At 47.8% G+C, this 18,395-nt stretch carries 17 protein-coding genes; 10 read left to right on the top strand and 7 right to left on the bottom strand.

Annotation, left to right across the window (positions count from 1 at the left end):
* Positions 1-162 precede the first annotated feature (162 nt).
* The gene (locus A1OO_RS09930; RefSeq protein ID WP_017002925.1) at positions 163-804 is read left to right on the top strand and encodes a thiopurine S-methyltransferase; all 642 of its coding nucleotides are present in this window, start codon (positions 163-165) and stop codon (positions 802-804) included.
* Between the two features lie 125 nt (positions 805-929).
* Here A1OO_RS09930 and purT read toward each other — a convergent pair whose 3' ends face one another.
* From purT to sbcB, 7 genes are all read right to left on the bottom strand, one after another.
* Entirely contained in the window at positions 930-2,105 is a 1,176-nt protein-coding gene (purT, locus tag A1OO_RS09925) for a formate-dependent phosphoribosylglycinamide formyltransferase (protein ID WP_016962320.1), read from the bottom strand.
* Between the two features lie 224 nt (positions 2,106-2,329).
* Complete coding sequence (locus tag A1OO_RS09920; protein ID WP_083248045.1) at positions 2,330-3,214, bottom strand: DMT family transporter; 885 nt, start codon at positions 3,212-3,214, stop codon at positions 2,330-2,332.
* Positions 3,215-3,336: 122 nt separating this feature from the next.
* Positions 3,337-4,224 (bottom strand): cytidine deaminase, encoded by an 888-nt coding sequence (gene cdd, locus A1OO_RS09915; RefSeq protein ID WP_017002924.1) that lies wholly within the window; start codon positions 4,222-4,224, stop codon positions 3,337-3,339.
* A gap of 135 nt (positions 4,225-4,359) precedes the next feature.
* Positions 4,360-5,064 carry a CidB/LrgB family autolysis modulator gene (locus A1OO_RS09910; RefSeq protein WP_016962316.1) on the bottom strand — a complete coding sequence of 235 codons (705 nt, stop codon included), beginning with the start codon at positions 5,062-5,064 and terminating at the stop codon, positions 4,360-4,362.
* Complete coding sequence (locus A1OO_RS09905) at positions 5,064-5,411, bottom strand: CidA/LrgA family protein (RefSeq protein ID WP_016962314.1); 348 nt, start codon at positions 5,409-5,411, stop codon at positions 5,064-5,066. The genes A1OO_RS09910 and A1OO_RS09905 overlap by 1 nt, the downstream gene beginning before the upstream one ends.
* A 116-nt stretch (positions 5,412-5,527) precedes the next feature.
* A complete protein-coding gene (locus A1OO_RS09900; protein WP_017002923.1) occupies positions 5,528-6,037 on the bottom strand; it encodes a hypothetical protein in 510 nt (169 codons plus the stop codon).
* Positions 6,038-6,159: 122 nt separating this feature from the next.
* Complete coding sequence (gene sbcB / locus A1OO_RS09895) at positions 6,160-7,584, bottom strand: exodeoxyribonuclease I (protein WP_017002922.1); 1,425 nt, start codon at positions 7,582-7,584, stop codon at positions 6,160-6,162.
* A 307-nt stretch (positions 7,585-7,891) separates the two neighbouring features.
* Between sbcB and A1OO_RS09890 the strand changes: the two genes are divergently transcribed.
* The 9 genes from A1OO_RS09890 to A1OO_RS09850 all read left to right on the top strand — a co-directional run bounded on the left by A1OO_RS09890 (position 7,892) and on the right by A1OO_RS09850 (position 18,325).
* Positions 7,892-8,734 carry a TauD/TfdA dioxygenase family protein gene (locus A1OO_RS09890; RefSeq protein WP_017002921.1) on the top strand — a complete coding sequence of 281 codons (843 nt, stop codon included), beginning with the start codon at positions 7,892-7,894 and terminating at the stop codon, positions 8,732-8,734.
* Positions 8,735-8,890: 156 nt separating this feature from the next.
* Complete coding sequence (locus tag A1OO_RS09885; protein WP_017002920.1) at positions 8,891-9,901, top strand: acyltransferase; 1,011 nt, start codon at positions 8,891-8,893, stop codon at positions 9,899-9,901.
* 618 nt (positions 9,902-10,519) lie between these two features.
* On the top strand, positions 10,520-12,175 hold the full coding sequence (locus tag A1OO_RS09880; protein ID WP_017002919.1) for a peptide ABC transporter substrate-binding protein: 1,656 nt from the start codon (positions 10,520-10,522) through the stop codon (positions 12,173-12,175).
* A 9-nt stretch (positions 12,176-12,184) separates the two neighbouring features.
* Positions 12,185-13,132 carry an ABC transporter ATP-binding protein gene (locus A1OO_RS09875; protein ID WP_016962307.1) on the top strand — a complete coding sequence of 316 codons (948 nt, stop codon included), beginning with the start codon at positions 12,185-12,187 and terminating at the stop codon, positions 13,130-13,132.
* Positions 13,133-13,143: 11 nt separating this feature from the next.
* A complete protein-coding gene (locus A1OO_RS09870; RefSeq protein ID WP_016962306.1) occupies positions 13,144-14,160 on the top strand; it encodes an ABC transporter ATP-binding protein in 1,017 nt (338 codons plus the stop codon).
* Positions 14,157-15,125: an ABC transporter permease gene (locus A1OO_RS09865; RefSeq protein WP_017002918.1), complete on the top strand. Its 969-nt coding sequence runs from the start codon at positions 14,157-14,159 to the stop codon at positions 15,123-15,125. The genes A1OO_RS09870 and A1OO_RS09865 overlap by 4 nt, the downstream gene beginning before the upstream one ends.
* Entirely contained in the window at positions 15,122-16,066 is a 945-nt protein-coding gene (locus A1OO_RS09860; RefSeq protein WP_016962304.1) for an ABC transporter permease, read from the top strand. Before A1OO_RS09865 ends, A1OO_RS09860 begins: the two co-directional genes overlap by 4 nt.
* 192 nt (positions 16,067-16,258) lie before the next feature.
* Positions 16,259-17,446 carry an NnrS family protein gene (locus A1OO_RS09855; protein WP_017002917.1) on the top strand — a complete coding sequence of 396 codons (1,188 nt, stop codon included), beginning with the start codon at positions 16,259-16,261 and terminating at the stop codon, positions 17,444-17,446.
* Positions 17,447-17,551: 105 nt separating this feature from the next.
* Positions 17,552-18,325, top strand: a complete 774-nt coding sequence (locus tag A1OO_RS09850; RefSeq protein WP_016962300.1) for a class II glutamine amidotransferase — start codon at positions 17,552-17,554, stop codon at positions 18,323-18,325.
* The last annotated feature ends 70 nt before the right edge of the window (positions 18,326-18,395 follow it).

Genomic DNA, 18,395 nt, shown 5'->3' with positions numbered 1-18,395 from the left:
CATACAGTAGTTATATATTTATCAAAAAACAATAGGAATGAAGAGAACATCGAGACGGTGATCACGAATATTGATGATCTTATCGGTTTAAAAATCAGTTTATGTGGCCTGACGGCGTTGTTAAAATGGCCTCACAATGGAAATACATAATGAGATCTGGATATGGATCAGGAATTCTGGCATAGCCGCTGGGCGGAGAATCGTATTGGTTTTCACCTTACCGACACGAACCCTCTGCTGACAAAATATTGGGCAGCATTAACCCCAAAACGCGAAGAAGCGGTATTTGTCCCTCTGTGCGGAAAGTCAGTGGATCTTGGCTGGCTGGCGACAAAACATGATGACGTGGTGGGTGTGGAATTGAGTGAGATCGCCGTGCGTGCGTTTTTCTCAGAGCACCTTTATACGCCGCTGGTGACGGCGATCAGCCCTATCATGAAGCTTTATCAGTTTGATGAGGTCTCCATTTACAGCGGTGATTATTTTACCGCGCCGTTAGACACCTATCCGTTGATTTACGATCGCGCAGCACTGATTGCTATGCCCCAAAGCATGCGACAGCGATATGTTGATAGGCTTCTTTCTTTGCTGCAACCAGGTGGTCGAATATTGTTAGTGACATTGGATTACCCACAAGATCAGATGGATGGCCCTCCTTTTAGTGTGACGGCGGAAGAGGTGATGTCACTGTATGACGGCTATAAAATTACGCAGTTAGCACGAGATGAAAACAGCGATCGCCCACCGAAAGGGCAAGCGGCTTCGTATTTCGTAGAAGAAGTGTGGATGATCGAGTCGAAATAAAACAAGAAAGCTTGACGTTCTCTCATTGAAAACCAGCCACCCATTGGGTGGCTGGTTTATTTCGGCAGCGCCAATCTAGGTTCGTTTTGTCCGATTAGATGTAGCGCTAAACAGATTAATCGAGATCAAAAATCAATCTGAATGGCAGATGCTGCGGTAACGGCTTTACGCACTGCTGAATTGGTATCTGTGTCTCTTGCCAATGCCACACCAAGACGGCGACGGCCATCAATGTCCGGCTTACCAAACAGACGGACTTGGGTATCAGGGTAACGTAGTGCTTGTGCAAGACCATCAAAACCAATGTTGTTTGAGCTGCCTTCTCCTAACACCACGGCAGATGCCGAAGGGCCATACAAGTTAATCGCATTGATAGGTAAACCTAAGAACGCGCGAACGTGAAGAGCAAACTCAGAAAGGTCTTGCGAAATCAGCGTTACCATTCCGGTATCGTGTGGACGAGGGGACACCTCGCTGAATAGCACATCATCGCCTTTTACGAATAATTCCACGCCAAATAAGCCATAACCGCCTAATGCCGCCACCACTTTTTTTGCGAGTTCTTCGGCTGCCTGACGGGCTTTTACGCTCATCGCTTGAGGTTGCCATGATTCGCGGTAGTCACCATCTTCTTGGCGATGGCCAATGGGTGCACAGAAATGAATGCCATCTATTGCACTGACGGTAAGAAGGGTGATTTCATAGTCAAAATCAACAAAGCCTTCGACGATAACGCGACCACGCCCTGCACGACCGCCTTCTTGTGCATAGTTCCACGCTTTTTCGATGTCAGCATTGGTCTTCACAACACTCTGGCCTTTGCCTGAAGAGCTCATAACAGGTTTAACCACACACGGCATACCAACAGATTCAATTGCCGCGTGAAACGCTTCTGAGGTATCAGCAAAGGCATACGGGGAGGTTGCCACACCAAGTTCTTCTGCGGCAAGACGACGAATGCCTTCTCGGTTCATGGTGAGTTGGGTTGCGCGAGCGGTAGGGACGATATTCACGCCGGATTTCTCAAGCTCAACGAGGCGATCAGTGGCAATGGCTTCGATTTCTGGCACCACGTAATCTGGTTTCTCTTGGGCAATGATGGCTGCAAGCGCATCGCCATCGAGCATATCGACGACATGGCTGCGATGCGCAACTTGCATCGCGGGTGCATCCGCGTAACGGTCACACGCGATGACTTCAATGCCAAGACGCTGACATTCAATCGCTACTTCTTTACCTAGCTCACCAGAGCCCAACAGCAGGACGCGTGTGGCGCCCGGACGAGTTGCTGTACCAATCATGATTATCTTCCATCAATGCAAATAACTGCTGGTGATTTTACCTTAAGCAATCGTTTGCGCAAGCGTTTGCCTTTGTGGTTTGTAAGGTTTTAGGAAGAATGAACTAAGTGAGTGTTTATTGGCGACGGGTTGACGATGACGGGGTGATTAATGCTTAGCAGTGATAAGTGGTCGATAGAAGTACCGCCGCCTAAAAAGGCGGCGGAAAACGACAAAAAGTCGTATTAGCTATTTTTAGCTTTACGCGTTTCCCAATGGGTAATAAAGAACACCGCAGCGACGATGATCGCAGCGCCCAACCAAAGGCGACCCGGCGGGACCCAACCAAACACCAAAAATCCGAACAACACATTCAAAGGCAGTTTGGCATTGTCAAAAGGCTGAACGAATGACGCATCCGCAGCGGCATACGCTTTGGCGATAGCCCATTGAGCAACAGCAGTGAGCAGGCCTGCACCAAGCAGCATAAGCCACACCATTTCTCCTTTTGGCATTGTCCAATCTGGTATCGCTAGCAAGATGTTAAACGGCGTGATGAGCAATAGCAGGTAAACGACCATGGTGGTGGGTGAGTCGTTGTGCGACAGTTTCTTAACCATCAAGGAATAAGTTGCCCAGAAGAACGCAGCACCGATAGGTAGCATGGTTGCCCAGCTAAAATCGTCTGACCAAGGCTCAAGAATGATCATTGCGCCTACAAAACCGCTCAATGTAGCAAGCCAGCGGGCAGGGCCTACTCGCTCACCCAGAAATAGGCCTGAACCAATTGTGGCAAACAGTGGGGAGGTCATCAGTAACGCAATGCCTTGCCAAATCGGAACGGGATAAGCGAGTGCCCATAGCCAAAGTTGGATACCAATGACTGAGAAGAAAACGCGTAAACAGTGCATGCCGAGATGGTCGGTCTTAAGTGCTTGGCGAATGCCCATGCTTCTCAGCCAAGGGATCATCACAATCAGCGCAATAAAGTACTGAACAAACGCAACCGTGGTGGAAGGTAGTTGCATTTTGAAGCTGACATATTGCGCAAGGCTATTGATCATCGCAAAGCATACGCCAGCGGTGAGCATCCAAGAAGCGCCAAGAACGGGGTTGTGAGATTGGCTCATGCGTGTACAGAAATTAGGAAAAGTGACGTGATAGTAGCGAACTTTGTCTGCGGGGTATAACGAAAACGCCGGCGTTACCCAGCGTTTTTCAATGTTATGACGATAAACGCATCAACTGGGCATTAAATGGCCAAATAACCCAACGGAATGTCTGGGTTTAGGGCCTCCAAAACCGCTTGTGTATCTTGCAAGTGGCTGATCACGGCATTGGCTTTTTCCACCAAAACAACTTCTTGGATGTCTTTCAATGCTACTTCTGCCAAGTTCATGGCGATGAGCGCGACTTGCAACGGGGGAAGACTAGGGTTGAACGCGGCATTTTCTGCGTACATACCTGAGAAGATCTGCCCGTTATTGTCACGGATAGCCACACCGCTCAAATTGTGTGAATACGGTGCATGACTGCGATTCGTTGCGCTGACAGCAGCCTGAATAAGTGCATCGTCTTCCTCGGCCGTTAAACCATGATTAACAGGAACCAGCAGTGGCTGGTCGATACCGAGATCAATCGGGCCAAAAGGCTCTGGCAGATATTCGTGTAATAACTTGGCTTCACGATCGGGAAGTTGAATGTTTAGTGTATCCGCACCGTTGATCTCATTCATAAACTGACGGCAGTGGCCACATGGGCTGTAGTTGATGGTGATGTCTTTAAGCGCAGATTCCCCCTTCAACCAAGCGTGGCTAATGGCAGATTGTTCGGCATGTACCGCTTGATTGAGCTGCACACCTTCAAATTCCATGTTCGCACCAAAATAGAGACGACCCGACGCGCCACGAGCAATCGCGCCAACATAGAACTTTGAAATAGGGGCGATAGAGTAAGCCGCAGCGATAGGCAGCATGGCAACACGCAGGCCTTTGTCTGCTAAGCCCGTTAGCTTGAGTAGGTTTTCATAGTCTTGGGCACTGATTGTCGCGTCAAAATCTGGCGAGGTGCAGAGTTGTTCCATAGCCTCTTTGAGTGGTGAGGGTAGGGCTGCAATCGCGTCTTGAATGCTAACTCGCATGCTTGCTCCAAGTGTTGTTGTATGGGGAATCATTTTAAGAGCAAACGCCTGCCTATTAATGTGATTTTGATCACTTAAATAGTGCAATGAGACGTATCATTTCATAAATATAAGTGACCTCACATGAATTCGATTTCATTTGATACAGGTCGAGATTGGGCTGCAATTAACAAAGAACTCAATGACATGAAAAACAAACGGGGCTAGAATGGCTGTCATGATCCCACATATCACTAACGCTAATGAACTTAATGCGCCCTCCTGATAGTGAGTTTCAGCTGCTTTTGCCGTGCCTATGGCGTGAGACACCGCGCCGATTGAAAGGCCTCTAGCAAGAGAGGATTTAATCTTCATGATGTTCAGTAGCGGATAGCCAATCAGTGCACCGAAAAGCCCTGCAACCACCACGAGTGCAGCCGTGACCGCGGGAATACCGCCTATATGTTCAGCCGTGCCCAAGGCAAAAGGCGTTGAGATAGATTTTGGCAACACAGATGCTGCTATCTGGAGATCTCCGCCCGCCAGCAACGCGAATGTGGTGCCAAGAGTCATTGAGAGCAAACTCGCGCCAAGACATGCCAGTAAGATGGTTTTCCAGTGTCGTTTAATCACGTGCATTTGCTCGTATAAGGGATACGCCAATGCAATTACCGCAGGGCCAAGCATGAAATTTATGGCTTTGTTCTGGTCAAAGTATTCTTTGTAGGTATTGCCTGAATAAATCACCATTGGCATCAGTACAAGTAAGCTGATCAGCAAAGGATTGAAAATAGGATGACGTAGTTTTAAGGCAATATGACGGGCGATGAAGTACACCACAAGGGTTGCAATAAGCCACATTAGTTATCTTCCCCTTGATATTTATCCAGAATTTTTGCCATAACAATCAGCACCACCGTAGAGCTCAATATCGTGGCGCCCAATAGAGGCATCGAATCGGTGATCAACAGATGAAAGTGATCCATTAGCCCCATGCTGGCAGGGATAAAGAACAGTGGCATGATGGTAATCAGTACCGTGCAGGCATCTTTTACCCAACGTCCCGGTACGATGCCCGTTGTTAGGCTCACGAAAAGCAACAGCATGCTAATGATACTGCTGGGTATTGGAAGGTGTAACAGTTGAGTCAGTAAGCTACCCACAAGGGTATAAATCGCGATGAGTGCGAAACCAAGAAGATATTTCACGTCGAAGACCCTGATAGACAGTCGTGAAACTATTCTAGACTGAGCTCGCTATGAAAATCTTGTTCAAAACATGGTAATTCCTACCATTGCACAATAGTTAGGCAACGTGAAGGGCGTTACATCAGATAGATAATCGCTGCAGCAGCACTGAGCACAGAAAGAAGCGTACCTGTAATGATGGGCACAACGTTACGTTGTGTTTTCAATTCTTGTACGGGTTCATCGATGTGAATGTCAAGAGGGTCAGGTTCTGAGGGATTGGGTATCACTTCAGCTTGTCGTTGATAGGTTTTTTGAGGCAACGCAACGCGGTAGCCATGATCGCCCACCACATCTAACGGAAGTGTTTTTTCGCCATGGCGATAAGATTTAGCCAGCAGTGAGCACAGGCTATTTTGGTGCTGAGAAAAAGAAGAGTCGGGTAACGATGTAGAAGCATACAGAATACGAGCAGACAGCACTTCTCCAGCATGGTAGCAAAGCATTTCTAGTAAGCGACACTCTTCATAGGTGAGTGTGCTTACTGTACTGTCTTGCCAAAACAAGGAACGGCTTTCTGGTTCAAAATCGACGTTAGAAAAGCGGTAGCACCGACTGTTTACTTTGGTTACCATTTTCTCATCCACCTCACTATCTCTTATTAGAAAAGTGTGGACTCAAATCACGGAAATTCAAATGTAACACCTCTGTTTCTTTGGAGGTGTATAGCGTACATCACGCGGTATTCAGCAAAGGTTAGTGATAATCACTAAGATACAAGCGATTCGACGTAGTGATAAATGGATTTTAGAATCGCTAATTTTTTTGTGTCGCTTTGATTTTCTTCAGCGAGATCTTCCAATCGCGCCATGTATTCAGGCAAGTGTGTTTCGAAATAATCTCGGCGATGAAGGTGCCATTTCTTTTGCTCGCTGTCAGTCAGCGTCCAAGAATAGTTGCGAGCACGGTAGCGAAACAACAGCGGATGAATACGCTTGTCAGCGACATTGATTTCAAGCGCCGCGAGATTTTCCGGTTTGGTTTGACGAATGATATCCATGGTGGAGCGATCAGACGGCGAGAAGAAACCATCATAGAGCGCCGCATCCACATTGTTAGCATCGCCATACTGGGGCTTTTCAGCGTAAAGCTCGACCAGTTTTTCTCTTACCTGTGGGTGTGCCTGAAGTTTCTTCAAGTGATCAAGACAGCGTTGGCGATCAATACCCAATCTTTCAGCATCTTCTGGACGCAAGGTTTTTGCTTCAGCTAAGACAGGACATTTATTGATGTGAATGAGTTTGATAGGAGCAGGTAACTCATCAGGTGCGAGGTCGGCACGCTTTGTATATAAACGTTCACGAAGTGCCGTTGCATCTAAGTCAAACAATGGGGATGGGTCGAGCGCAAGATCAATGGCGATAACGGCGTTTTTGTTGTCTGGGTGCCACGCAACGGGAACAATCCAACTGGTGTTACCGCGCTCAGTGCCAAACATGCCTGAAACATGCACAAGCGGTTTCATCGCGACGATGTCGATCAATGCTGTTAGCTTATTTTTATTGCGATGTGTATACAGGTAATCAAACAAACGAGGTTGGGCTTGTTTGAATTTCTTCGCCATTTCGATGGTGGCAATCACATCAGCCATTGCATCGTGCGCGTTCGCGTGCTCAATACCATTGGCAACGGAAAGATGTTCCAACTTAAAGCTGCTGGCACCCTCAGCGTTTACTGGCCACTCAATGCCTTCAGGGCGAAGTGCATACGCGGCACGCATTGCATCCAACAAATCCCACCTTGAATTACCGTTTTGCCAACTCCACCCGTAAGGGTCAAAGAAATTGCGATAAAGCGTATAGCGCGATACTTCATCATCAAATCGAATATTGTTGTAGCCCACTGAGCATGTCCCTGGCATAGAGAGTTGCTCATGAATTTTGGCAATGAACTCTGGCTCAGGCAATCCGCGAGAAACGGCAGTTTGAGGCGTAATTCCGGTAATCAAACACGCTTCTGGCTGAGGCAAATAGTCATTGGGTGGCTGGCAATAAATGACCAACGGTTCACCGATGATATTGAAGTCTTTGTCTGTTCTTACGCCTGCAAACTGACAAGGTCGATCTAGAGCAGGGCTGATGCCAAAGGTTTCGTAATCAAAGAAGAAAAAAGTTGGTTCGTTGGTGTTTGCCACGGTGGTATCCAAGGGTTTGAAAGACGTGGGGATGTTACCGCAAAATTGGTGAGAAATCTTGCAATGGCAAAGAAAAGGGCCGGATGCGCAGGCCCTAAATGACGTTAATCGCCGTCGAGTACTAACCTTGCGTTCAGAGGTTGCACAGGGCGAGCGTTGTTACCCATGGCATTCATCTGTGATTTGGTCAGCGTCTGCGTATGGCTCATAACGCGTAACGCGGTATCATCGATGAATGGAAAGCGGTTGTTGTCCGTTCTATTGGAAATATAGCGATAAATATCGAATTCAACATTAAGGGAAGAAAATGAAAATAACGCCGCTGTCCCAGCATATTGGCGCCAGCATTGATGATGTCAGTCTGGCCAATTGTAGTGAGAATGAGTTTGCGCAAATCTATCAGGCATTCTTAACTCACAAAGTGATCTTTTTTCGCAAACAGCACCTTTCACCGCAACAACAGCTTGAGCTAGCAGCGCGTTTTGGCGAATTGGAAGCACCACACCCATTCTTCCCTCATGTCGAGGGCTTCCCTCAAGTCAGCGTCATCGAAACCACACGCGGAAATCCGCCTGGTAAGAGTTACTGGCACACGGACATGACGTGGCAGAAAGCACCACCCAAATGCTCGGTGCTCTGCGCGCAGCATCTTCCTTCTGCTGGGGGAGATACTATCTGGGTTTCTATGGAAGCGGTTTACCGAGCACTGCCCGATGCGTTGAAACAGTCACTACGCGGCAGAACAGCAACCCATGCTGTGCATGGATTTGCAGGGAGTCGATTTGATGAAGTGGATGCGCAGGGCGAGAGCAAAGTAAGTAACATTTCAAGCGGGATAAAGGATATTCATCATCCTTTAGTGACAGTACACCCAGAAACAGGAAAACCTACCCTCTATATCAACGAGCAATTTTGCCAGCGTGTCGATGACGAAGACTTAGAAAAGGGTGAAGAATTATTATCGTCGCTATTTTCATACAGTCATGTTGAAGAATTTCAGGTACGTTTTCGCTGGCAAACAGGAAGTATCGCCATTTGGGATAATCGCTGTACTCAACATTTCGCTGTTACCGATTACGGTGACGAACCAAGAAGATTGCATCGTGTCGTCGTAAAAGGCGATGAGCCTCAGGCTTACAGCACGTTGTGAACATACAGAGCCAGTGAGTGTCATTATCACAGAATGTTATTGTCTCTCTAACCCTTGGAAAAATAGCGTAAATATTGGGCTATAGTTAATCAAAAAACATACCCAAAATCGGTTGGCGAAGCTCGCAATTTTTTATTGGTTAGCAAGGACAAGTAAATGGTTTGGTTAGATAACGCTAGGATCCTCGCGATTCTGGCGGTCGTGATGTTGCATGTCGCGGCAGACTTTGTGTTTGATGCACAACTGGGTAGCATCTCTTGGTGGATAGGGAATGTGTATGACAGCGCAGTCAGGTGGTGCGTGCCTGTTTTTGTCATGATAAGTGGCGCTTTGTTACTTGACCCTTCTAAAACGGAATCCCTGCAAGATTTCTACAAAAAGCGCGTCTCAAGGCTGCTTATCCCGTTAGTGTTTTGGACGTTGGTCTATCTCGGCTGGCAGGTTGTTAAAGGGGTGGTTAAAAATCAGCCTGAATCGGTGTCTTCGCTTCTTCTTAGTGTATTGAACGGTACACCTTATTATCACATGTGGTTTCTCTACATGATCGTAGGGCTGTATCTGTTTACACCATTTTTTCGAATGGTTGTCATGCAAGCCTCTGAAAATGCGCTTTGGGTGCTCGTTGTTGCGGGTATGTCGATCGCTGCGATTAATTCAGGTGTTGAAAAGCTGAATGGGCAAGACGCGGGTTTGTTCATCAATTGGTTTTTGTTATATGTACCCTATTTCTTTTTGGGTTATTTGTTACGCCAAACAGAACGCTATCCGCCATTTCGCATGATTGTCGGCGTGTTTGTGACTACATTTGTTGTTACATCATTAGGCTTCTTTCTCTTGGCATCCGCTTCATCTGTAAAAATAGGTCTCTATTTCTACGATTACTTGAGTCTTACTGTCATTCCCATGTCGATCAGTGTGATGTTTATGTTTAAGCGAAAAAACCGACCGCTTTGGACTACTGATGTTACCAAAGCGCTCGCTTCGTTGACGCTAGGCGTTTACCTGATCCATCCGATGGTTCTAGAAATACTCAATTTTGCAGGAATCGGCGCAATGTCGTTCACACCTTTGATTTCCATTCCTGTTATTACTTTCGTCGTTTACCTCGGTTCGCTCGTTGCTGCATGGTGCCTATCACGTATCCCGTTACTTAAGCGCTGCATTTGATGGTCTTTCTTTTCTAGGGGGCTTATCGCTCCTTAGCATCCTTGTTTATGTGACAAATAGGGTGGGTGAAACGACGTCTTACATCAGAGAGCTAAGAGGGATGTGCTGCCTGATAACATTAATGTAGAAGGTGATGCTAAAACTCGAGAAGTGTTATTGCTGTGTGTTCAGCCTATCTATGCACCATGCTTTCCTGTCTATCTGTCGACGTTTTCTTCTTTATTCTCTTTATGCCCCCTTTTATAAAAGGGCGAACGCCAGTTGTGTGTGTCTCTCGGCATAACATGTTGAAATCTAGTGTTGGGTAAAAAGGCGTATCGTATGGGTTTATATTCAATAACTTGCTTTGTTTTAGTTTGTAACCTACTGAATAATAAGTATAAAAAATGTTAAATATGTTGAAATGCGACTCAGCCAAGCATTTCGGCTATTTATTTTATCCTTCCGCATAAATACTAAACAGTATGCTGTCGACTTTGTATGAAACATATGTTTAACATTGGATGAATATGCGCAATTTTTCGCTGCATTTAGTTTTGGGGCTAAGAAAACCATCTTTATTGCGCATAGTTTTTGGGTAACGGAACTGCCCCTGTTGCATACAAAGGAACTGATAAAATGAAAAAAACAATCCTCGCGTTGGCGATGGCTGCGCCACTGGCTTTTTCGGCTGCATCAGCAAGCGCTGAAACGTTAAAAATTGGGATGTCTCAATACCCAGAGGGCCTTCACCCGATCCTCGTTTCGAACGTCGCGGCATCATACATTCTGAGTACAGCGCACCGCGGCACGGTGATTTATGGCAAAGACTGGTTGTTACAATGTAACGCATGTGTCGACGTGCCCAGCTTTGAAAACGGATTAGCAGAGCGAATAGTGCTTGATGATGGTCGTGAAGGCATCAAACTCAAAGTGCAAATTCCAAATGATTTGTTTTGGGGGGACGGTGTTCCTGTCACCACCAAAGATATCGCGCTTGGTTACGCGATTGAAACCGATGAGCGTGTCGGCAACCCAGGTCTTCAAGAAGCCAAGACCATGGAAAAGCTGGTTGTGCTTGATGACAAGAACTTTGAAGTCGTTCTGAACAAAATCACATTCAAATACAATACGTTCATTCCTACTGCTATGCCTGCTCATGTGGAAGGCGATGTGTATAGCAAGGATCCAACGAGTTATTCAAAAACCACCAAGTACGCCACTGAACCAACAAACCCTGGTTTGTATTTCGGTCCTTTTGTGATTTCGAAAGTCAATGCAGGAAGTTTCATCACCGCTCAGAAAAATCCGCATTGGAAAGGTAAGTCTCCTGTCATTGACGAAATCATATTTAAAGCCATTGAGAACACCTCAGCGCTAGAAGCGCATCTTCTTTCTGGCTCTGTGGACTATTTGCCCGGTGAACTCGGCCTTTCATTGGATCAAGTGCTGCAACTTGAAAAGCGTCACGGTGATAAATACAAGGTTCACTACGAGCCTGGTCTGCTTTACGAGCACTTAGACACCACGATGAACAACCCGCATCTGGCCATTAAGGAAGTTCGTCAGGCGCTTCTTTATGGCGCGAATCGAGAGCAATTGGTGGATAAGCTTTTCGGTGGTAAGCAGCCAGTCGCAGATACGAACGTGAGCCCACGTGATACGACCTTTTTTGCTGACGTAAAACGCTACGAATATAATCCTGAAAAAGCCAAGCAGTTGCTCGAAGGTGCTGGATTTACGTTAAAAAATGGCGTGATGGTTGATTCGGAAGGTAATGAGCTACGCATCGAATTAATGACGACAGCGGGTAACAAAACCCGTGAGCTGGTGCAGCAAGTTCTTCAATCCCAGTGGAAACAGATTGGTGTGAAGGTGAGCATCAATAACCAGCCAGCGCGTGTCTATTTCGGTGAAACGTTAAACAAGCGCAAGCACAAAGGCCTAGCCATGTTTGCATGGTACTCATCACCTGAGAGTCCACCGCGTACCACGCTGCTTTCTACTAACATCCCAACGGAAGAAAACGGTTGGTCTGGTCAAAACTACATTGGTTACCAAAACCCTGCGATGGATGATTTGCTAAACAAGGTAGAAGCAGAGCTGGATACCGAAAAGCGTAAGAAGATCTTCCATGAAATTCAGAATATCTATGCGGAAGACCTGCCAGCACTGCCTCTGTATTTCCGTGCAGACAGCTTCGTGATGCCGAAATGGTTGGAAGGTGTGACACCGACGGGTCATATGTTCCCATCCACCAACTGGGTTGAAGAGTGGTACACCACTAAGAAGTAGGAGCCGTACATGGACGACAAGATACTTGATGTTCGTCGTCTGCGGGTGGCCTTTAAAGGCTACCCTGCGGTTAACGATATCAGCTTTCATATCAACAAAGGCGAGATCCTTGGCGTTGTCGGTGAATCAGGGTGTGGCAAAAGCCTTGCTGCGTTGACGCTAATGGGGCTGCAACCAAACGTCATGAAAGCCAGTGGTGAAGTGGTCTTTCGTGGTGAAAACCTGCTAAGCAACAGCGATGCGGATTGGCAGAAAGTGCGCGGTGAAGGTATCGCCATGATCTTTCAAGAACCCATGACTGCGCTTAACCCTGTTGTGACGGTCGGGGATCAAATTGCGGAGATGTTTGAACTTCACCGTGGTAACAATAAAGCGGAAGCGAAAGAGCGCGCGATTGACATGCTCGAAAGGGTGCACATTCCCGATCCAGTTCGACGTGCAACTGCTTACCCACATGAGCTCTCTGGTGGGATGCGGCAGCGTGTCATGATCGCCATGGCGCTGGCATGTGAACCTGAACTGATTATCGCTGACGAACCCACGACGGCATTGGACGTCACGGTACAAGCTCAGGTTCTCGATTTGCTGGAAGAGCTTCGTGATACCACAGGCACAGCGGTTCAATTCATCAGCCACAATTTGGGTGTTGTCTCTCAGCTTGCTGAGCGCGTCATCGTAATGTACGCGGGACGCATTGTTGAGCAAGCAACCGCTGAAGAACTGTTCGCTAATCCTCAGCACCCTTATACGCAAGGGCTACTGGCGACATTGCCAAAAATTGGCGCTGCACGTGATGTGTTGCCTGCGATTCCAGGTGCCGTGCCCCCGCTCGATTTACGCGGTTCTGGTTGTCCGTTCGCCGATCGATGCAGCAAAGCGACGCCGACCTGTGTGTCTGCAATGCCTGAATCGGTTGAACTCAACACCGTTCACACGGTGGCGTGCCACCATACATAAGGACGGACTTTATGACATTATTAAAACTAGACAATGTCTGTCAGCGCTATCCCATTGGTCAAAAAGGTTGGTTTGGAAAACCTGCGCAAGAACTGAAAGCGGTGACCAAGATATCCCTGTCATTGAATGAAGGGGAGACCATAGCGATTGTTGGCGAATCAGGCTGCGGGAAATCGACGTTAGGTCGCATGGTCGCATTACTAGAAGCGCCAGCTGAAGGCACGGTTGAGCTTGCCGGTGTGAAAACCGCGGGCTTGAAAGGCGAGGCGCTTAAAGCGTTGCGCCGTAAACTTGGGTTAGTATTTCAAGACCCGTACTCTGCACTGAATCCGCGCATGCCAGTTTCTGAACTGGTGGGGGAGCCGCTTGATGTTTATAACGTTGGCGACAAAGCCTCGCGCAAAGCCAAGGTGATTGATGCATTAATCGCTGTGGGTTTGAGTGAAGACGCACTCGATCGCTATCCGCATGAGTTTTCCGGTGGTCAGCGTCAGCGTATCTGTATCGCTCGCGCTTTGGTGCTCGAACCTTCGTTGATCATTGCTGATGAACCCCTGTCGGCACTCGATGTGTCGGTGCAAAGCCAAGTGTTGAATTTGTTTGCGGAGTTACAGCGCGAACGAAACCTGTCTTTTTTCTTCATTAGCCATGACATGGCCGTGGTGGACTATCTCGCCGATACCATTGTTGTGATGTATCTCGGTCAGATTGTTGAGCAAGCACCGCGCGATGCGTTTTTTGCTAACCCTGCTCACCCATATAGTCAGGCACTACTCGCCGCTGTACCTGAGGTGGGGCGAGGGAAACGCAAGCGAGGGTTATCGTTACAAGGCGATGTGCCAAGCCCGATAGACCCGCCCAGTGGCTGTGCGTTTCATCCGCGCTGTGCGAAAGCGACGGATCGATGCCAGTCTGAAGCGCCTAAGGCGTTGATGTATGGCGGTGATGAAAAGCATATTGTTGCTTGCCACTTCCCCAGTGAAGTGATTGACGCAAAAAAGTTTGATTGTAAGGAGGCCACGGTATGACGCGTTTCATTATTGGCCGCACACTACAGAGCATGTTTGTCCTGTTTTTAGTTTCATTTGTTTCTTACGCGCTGATTGGTCTCATGCCCGGAGACCCGATTGATTTGATGGCAACGTCAGATCCGACAATGACAGCAGCAGATGTCGCAAGACTCAAAGCCCTTCAGGGATTAGACCAACCGTTGATTGAACGTTACTGGCACTGGCTATCTGCCGCCGTTCAGGGTGACTTTGGTTATTCGCGTCTGTATTACCAACCTGCGGAAGACGTGTTGATTCCGGCTGTGTGGAATACGGTAAAGCTGGTGGGCATTGCGACTTTGCTTTCACTGCTGATCGCTATTCCTGTTGGGGTGATTGCTGCATTGAAACATCGTACTTGGGTGGATTACGTGATCAGCTTTGGTGCCTTTGTGGGTTTCTCAACACCTGCGTTTTGGCTAGCGCTAATGCTAATTCTTGTCTTCTCAGTCACACTTGGCTGGCTGCCAGCTGGTGGCACGGGTGAGGCCGAAGGGGGTGGTTTTTGGGTGGAACTGCAACACCTTATCCTTCCAGTAATATCGCTGACTGTTTTGAATGTGGCGAGTCATTCCCGCTATGTTCGCGGCACCATGCTAGAAGTCATGCGTCAGGATTACATTCGAACAGCGATTGCGAAAGGGGCGTCAAAAACCCGTGTGATTTTTCACCACGCATTGCGTAATGCGATGATCCCTTTAGTGACCATTATTGCGTTGGACATTGGCTTCTTACTGTCTGGTGCATTGATCACGGAAACCGTGTTTGCGTGGCCGGGTATGGGTAAGCTGATCTTCGATGCCATCATGGGGAATGACTATAACCTTGCTCTGTTGGGACTCATGGTGATCACTTTTACTGCGCTATTGGGTAACCTGCTTGCAGATATTGCCTATGCAAAACTTGACCCACGAATCAGTCTGACAAAAGGGGCATCCGCATGACACAACATGTTTCCAATGCTGCTCCCGTTGCAGCACCGAAGCGCCAAGCTTCTTCGCCATGGGTACTTGTGTGGCACCGGTTCTGTCAACACAAAGCCGGCTTGGTGAGTGCGGTATTTATCATACTGTTTGCGATACTTTGCTTTAGCGCACCACTGCTTGCGAGTTGGTTTGGACACGACCCATTTGAAGTGGATTTCTTTGCGCGGTTTGAGCCTGCGAGTGATGCTCACTGGTTGGGCGCCGATGAGCTAGGTCGAGATGTATTCCTCCGTTTACTCTATGGCGGTCAAGTGTCGCTATCAGTCGGTGCGGTTGCAGCCTTGATGACGGCAATACTAGGCACCTTAGTTGGCGTCTTTGCGGGTTACTTTGGCGGTAAGCTTGACGCTGTACTAATGCGTATTGCTGATTTCACGCTGTCGCTGCCGACATTACCTTTGATGATCGTGATGGCGGCGGTCGACCTAAGTAAACTGGGTCTGCCTGAAAGCTGGGCGCAAGGTGAGAACGCTAGCTTCATTCGCATCATTGTGATTGTCGCCTTGTTTGGCTGGCCAACGACAGCGCGTTTGGTGCGCTCTGGTACGTTGTCATTACGAGAGCGTGACTATGTGAAAGCGGCTGTCGGTTATGGCGCTTCGCCTTGGCGGATCATTCGTCGTCATGTATTGCCGAATGTGTTGTCGCCCGTGATCATCGCAACCACCATGGCGCTGGGTGGCGTAATTTTGCTGGAAAGTGCGTTGTCATTTTTAGGTCTAGGCATTCAACCGCCGATGCCTTCATGGGGCAACATGCTGCAAAATGCGCAAGAAGTCATCTGGCAATCTCCAGGGTTGGCGATCTATCCCGGTATCGCCATTTTGGTGACCGTGATGGCGTTTAACTTCCTCGGTGATGCGTTGCAAGACGCGCTCGATCCTAAATCGGGTAACTGATTTTCAAACTCAATAAAAAGCCAGCGAATGCTGGCTTTTCTTTTTATTCAGACTATTAGCGAGATATATCTTCCCACCGAAATCTTCTCGTCGAAATGATTTGTACTCGAATTGCAGCCTCTTCTTTCTAATTAGCCTTAAACATGTAAATATTATACATGTTATAGTTTCAATACTTCCTAGGTGCCCATGATGATCAATATTGTTGATAAAGAAAAAGAAGAGAGAATCCCGCCCATACTTCGTCTTGGCTTTAGGCCGCTCTTTCTGCTGGCGGGTATTTATGCCGTTTTTTCGATCTGCACTTGGGTATGGTTGTTTACCTCTGGAAGCCAATCGCCGCTTAACGTGCCTGCGATCTGGTGGCATGCCCATGAAATGTTGTTTGGTGTTGCGATGGCTGTTGTCGCGGGATTTCTCATGACCGCTGTGCAGACGTGGACGGGTGTGAAAGGCACCTCCGGTGGGCGGCTGGCCTTTATTGTGATGCTGTGGATTGCAGCGAGGGTTCTGTTTTGGACGGACACGCCTTTATCTATCATCGCATTAGTTGATACGTCATTTCTTGTGCTGACAGGGTGGGAGATCGGTTATCGAGTGGTGATCACTAAACGCTGGCGAAATCTGTTTTTTATTCCGATGTTGCTGGTGGCAATCAGTGCGAATTTGGCGAGTTATGCCACTGTAAAGGGCATGCCACCCTTTTCCGCTAATGCGCTGTGGCAGGCGATGTTGTGGTGGTTCATGATTCTTATCTCCATCATGGGGGGGCGAGTGATACCGTTTTTCACCGCCAAGCGTTTCCAGCTTGAAGCACCCAAGCCCATATTATGGCTCGAGATGTTGGCCATACTTCCTCTTGTGATGCTTGCTGTTATCTCATTTTTCCCTTTGGTGCCAACGTGGTTCAACGCGTCGTTACTATGGGTCGCGGGTATCGCTCAGTGTATTCGTTTATACCGTTGGCAAGGAGTCCGATCATTCGGTGAGCCTCTCGTTTGGTCATTGCACCTGTTTTATCTTGCGCTGCCTGTCGGCTTGATTGCGAAAGCGTTGTATATCGGTAATGCATGGATTTCACATTCATTGATTCACCTTTTTGCGATGGGCACATTGGCTGGTGTTGTTCTGGCAATGATTGCTCGTGTGAGTATGGGACATACTGGCAGGGCGATTTATCAAGGCCCATCATTTAGCTTTGCGTATTTTTCATTGGTATTGGCGACGCTGGTGCGAGTGTTGGGACCAATAGTCTGGCCCGAACATTTGCAAACATGGGTCGTTATCGCGGGAATAGGTTGGAGTATGGCTTTTGGTGGCTTTGTTGTTTGTTTCGGTCCGATGCTGATTAAGGCGCGCGTAGACGGGCACCCAGGGTAGCGGCTATTGAGAAATCTACGGCACGTCAATGTTCTGTGGCACGTCGCACTGCAATAAACCGAGATTGCGTCATACTACTGATATGATAATCAAGGAGTAATTGTCGTGTGTAGATGGCTGGCGTACCAAGGTAAACCGTGTTTTCTGGATGAAATGCTACATCAGCCTAACCATTCATTGGTGATGCAGAGCATGGAAGCGTCGAAAGCAGTGACGGCGGTCAACGCTGACGGTTTTGGTGCGGCCTGGTATGGTGAAAAGCCGACGCCTGCGTTGTATCGTGAAGTGTTACCTGCTTGGTCTGATGCCAACCTACGTTCTCTCGCCCAACATACTAAATCTCATCGCTTCATGGCACATGTGAGGGCATCAACAGGTGCAAACACATCTCGAGAGAATTGCCATCCGTTCAACGTTAAAAATTGGCTCTTTATGCACAATGGGCAAATCCCAGAGTTCGAAAGAGTTCGTTATCAACTTGAGCGACAGCTCGATGAGCCTTGTTATTTAAAGCGTAAAGGTACAACAGATAGCGAGCTGATATTCCTCCTTTTAATGCAGCACGGGTTAGATCAAAACCCCAAATTGGCATTAAGACGAGTGATTAGCATGATTGAAGTAGAGATGGGCAATAAGGGCATTAATGATCAGCCTTTCAAGGCGGCATTGTGTATCAGCGATGGTCATCAATACTGGGCTTTGCGTTACGCCTCGTTCGGTACGCCACCAACCATGTTTTATAAAAGTGTCGACAGCGGTGTTGTACTTGCATCTGAGCCGTTTGAGCTAGACAGACATGAGTGGAAAAGTATTCCAGCTCAAAGTTTTGTTGAAATGGTTGGTGAGCAAGTGACAGTGACAGAATTTCACATCGCATAGGAAACGCATGATAGCACCGCTTGAATATTAGCTATGGTCATGACCTTATCCGGTGACACGGTGATCATGA

Origin of the sequence: Enterovibrio norvegicus FF-33 (assembly GCF_000286835.2) — a bacterium.
In the GTDB taxonomy this organism is placed as follows: Bacteria; Pseudomonadota; Gammaproteobacteria; order Enterobacterales; family Vibrionaceae; genus Enterovibrio; species Enterovibrio norvegicus_A.
The sequence above is the reverse complement of the archived record's forward strand: the minus strand, read 5'-3'. Positions and strand labels throughout refer to the sequence as shown.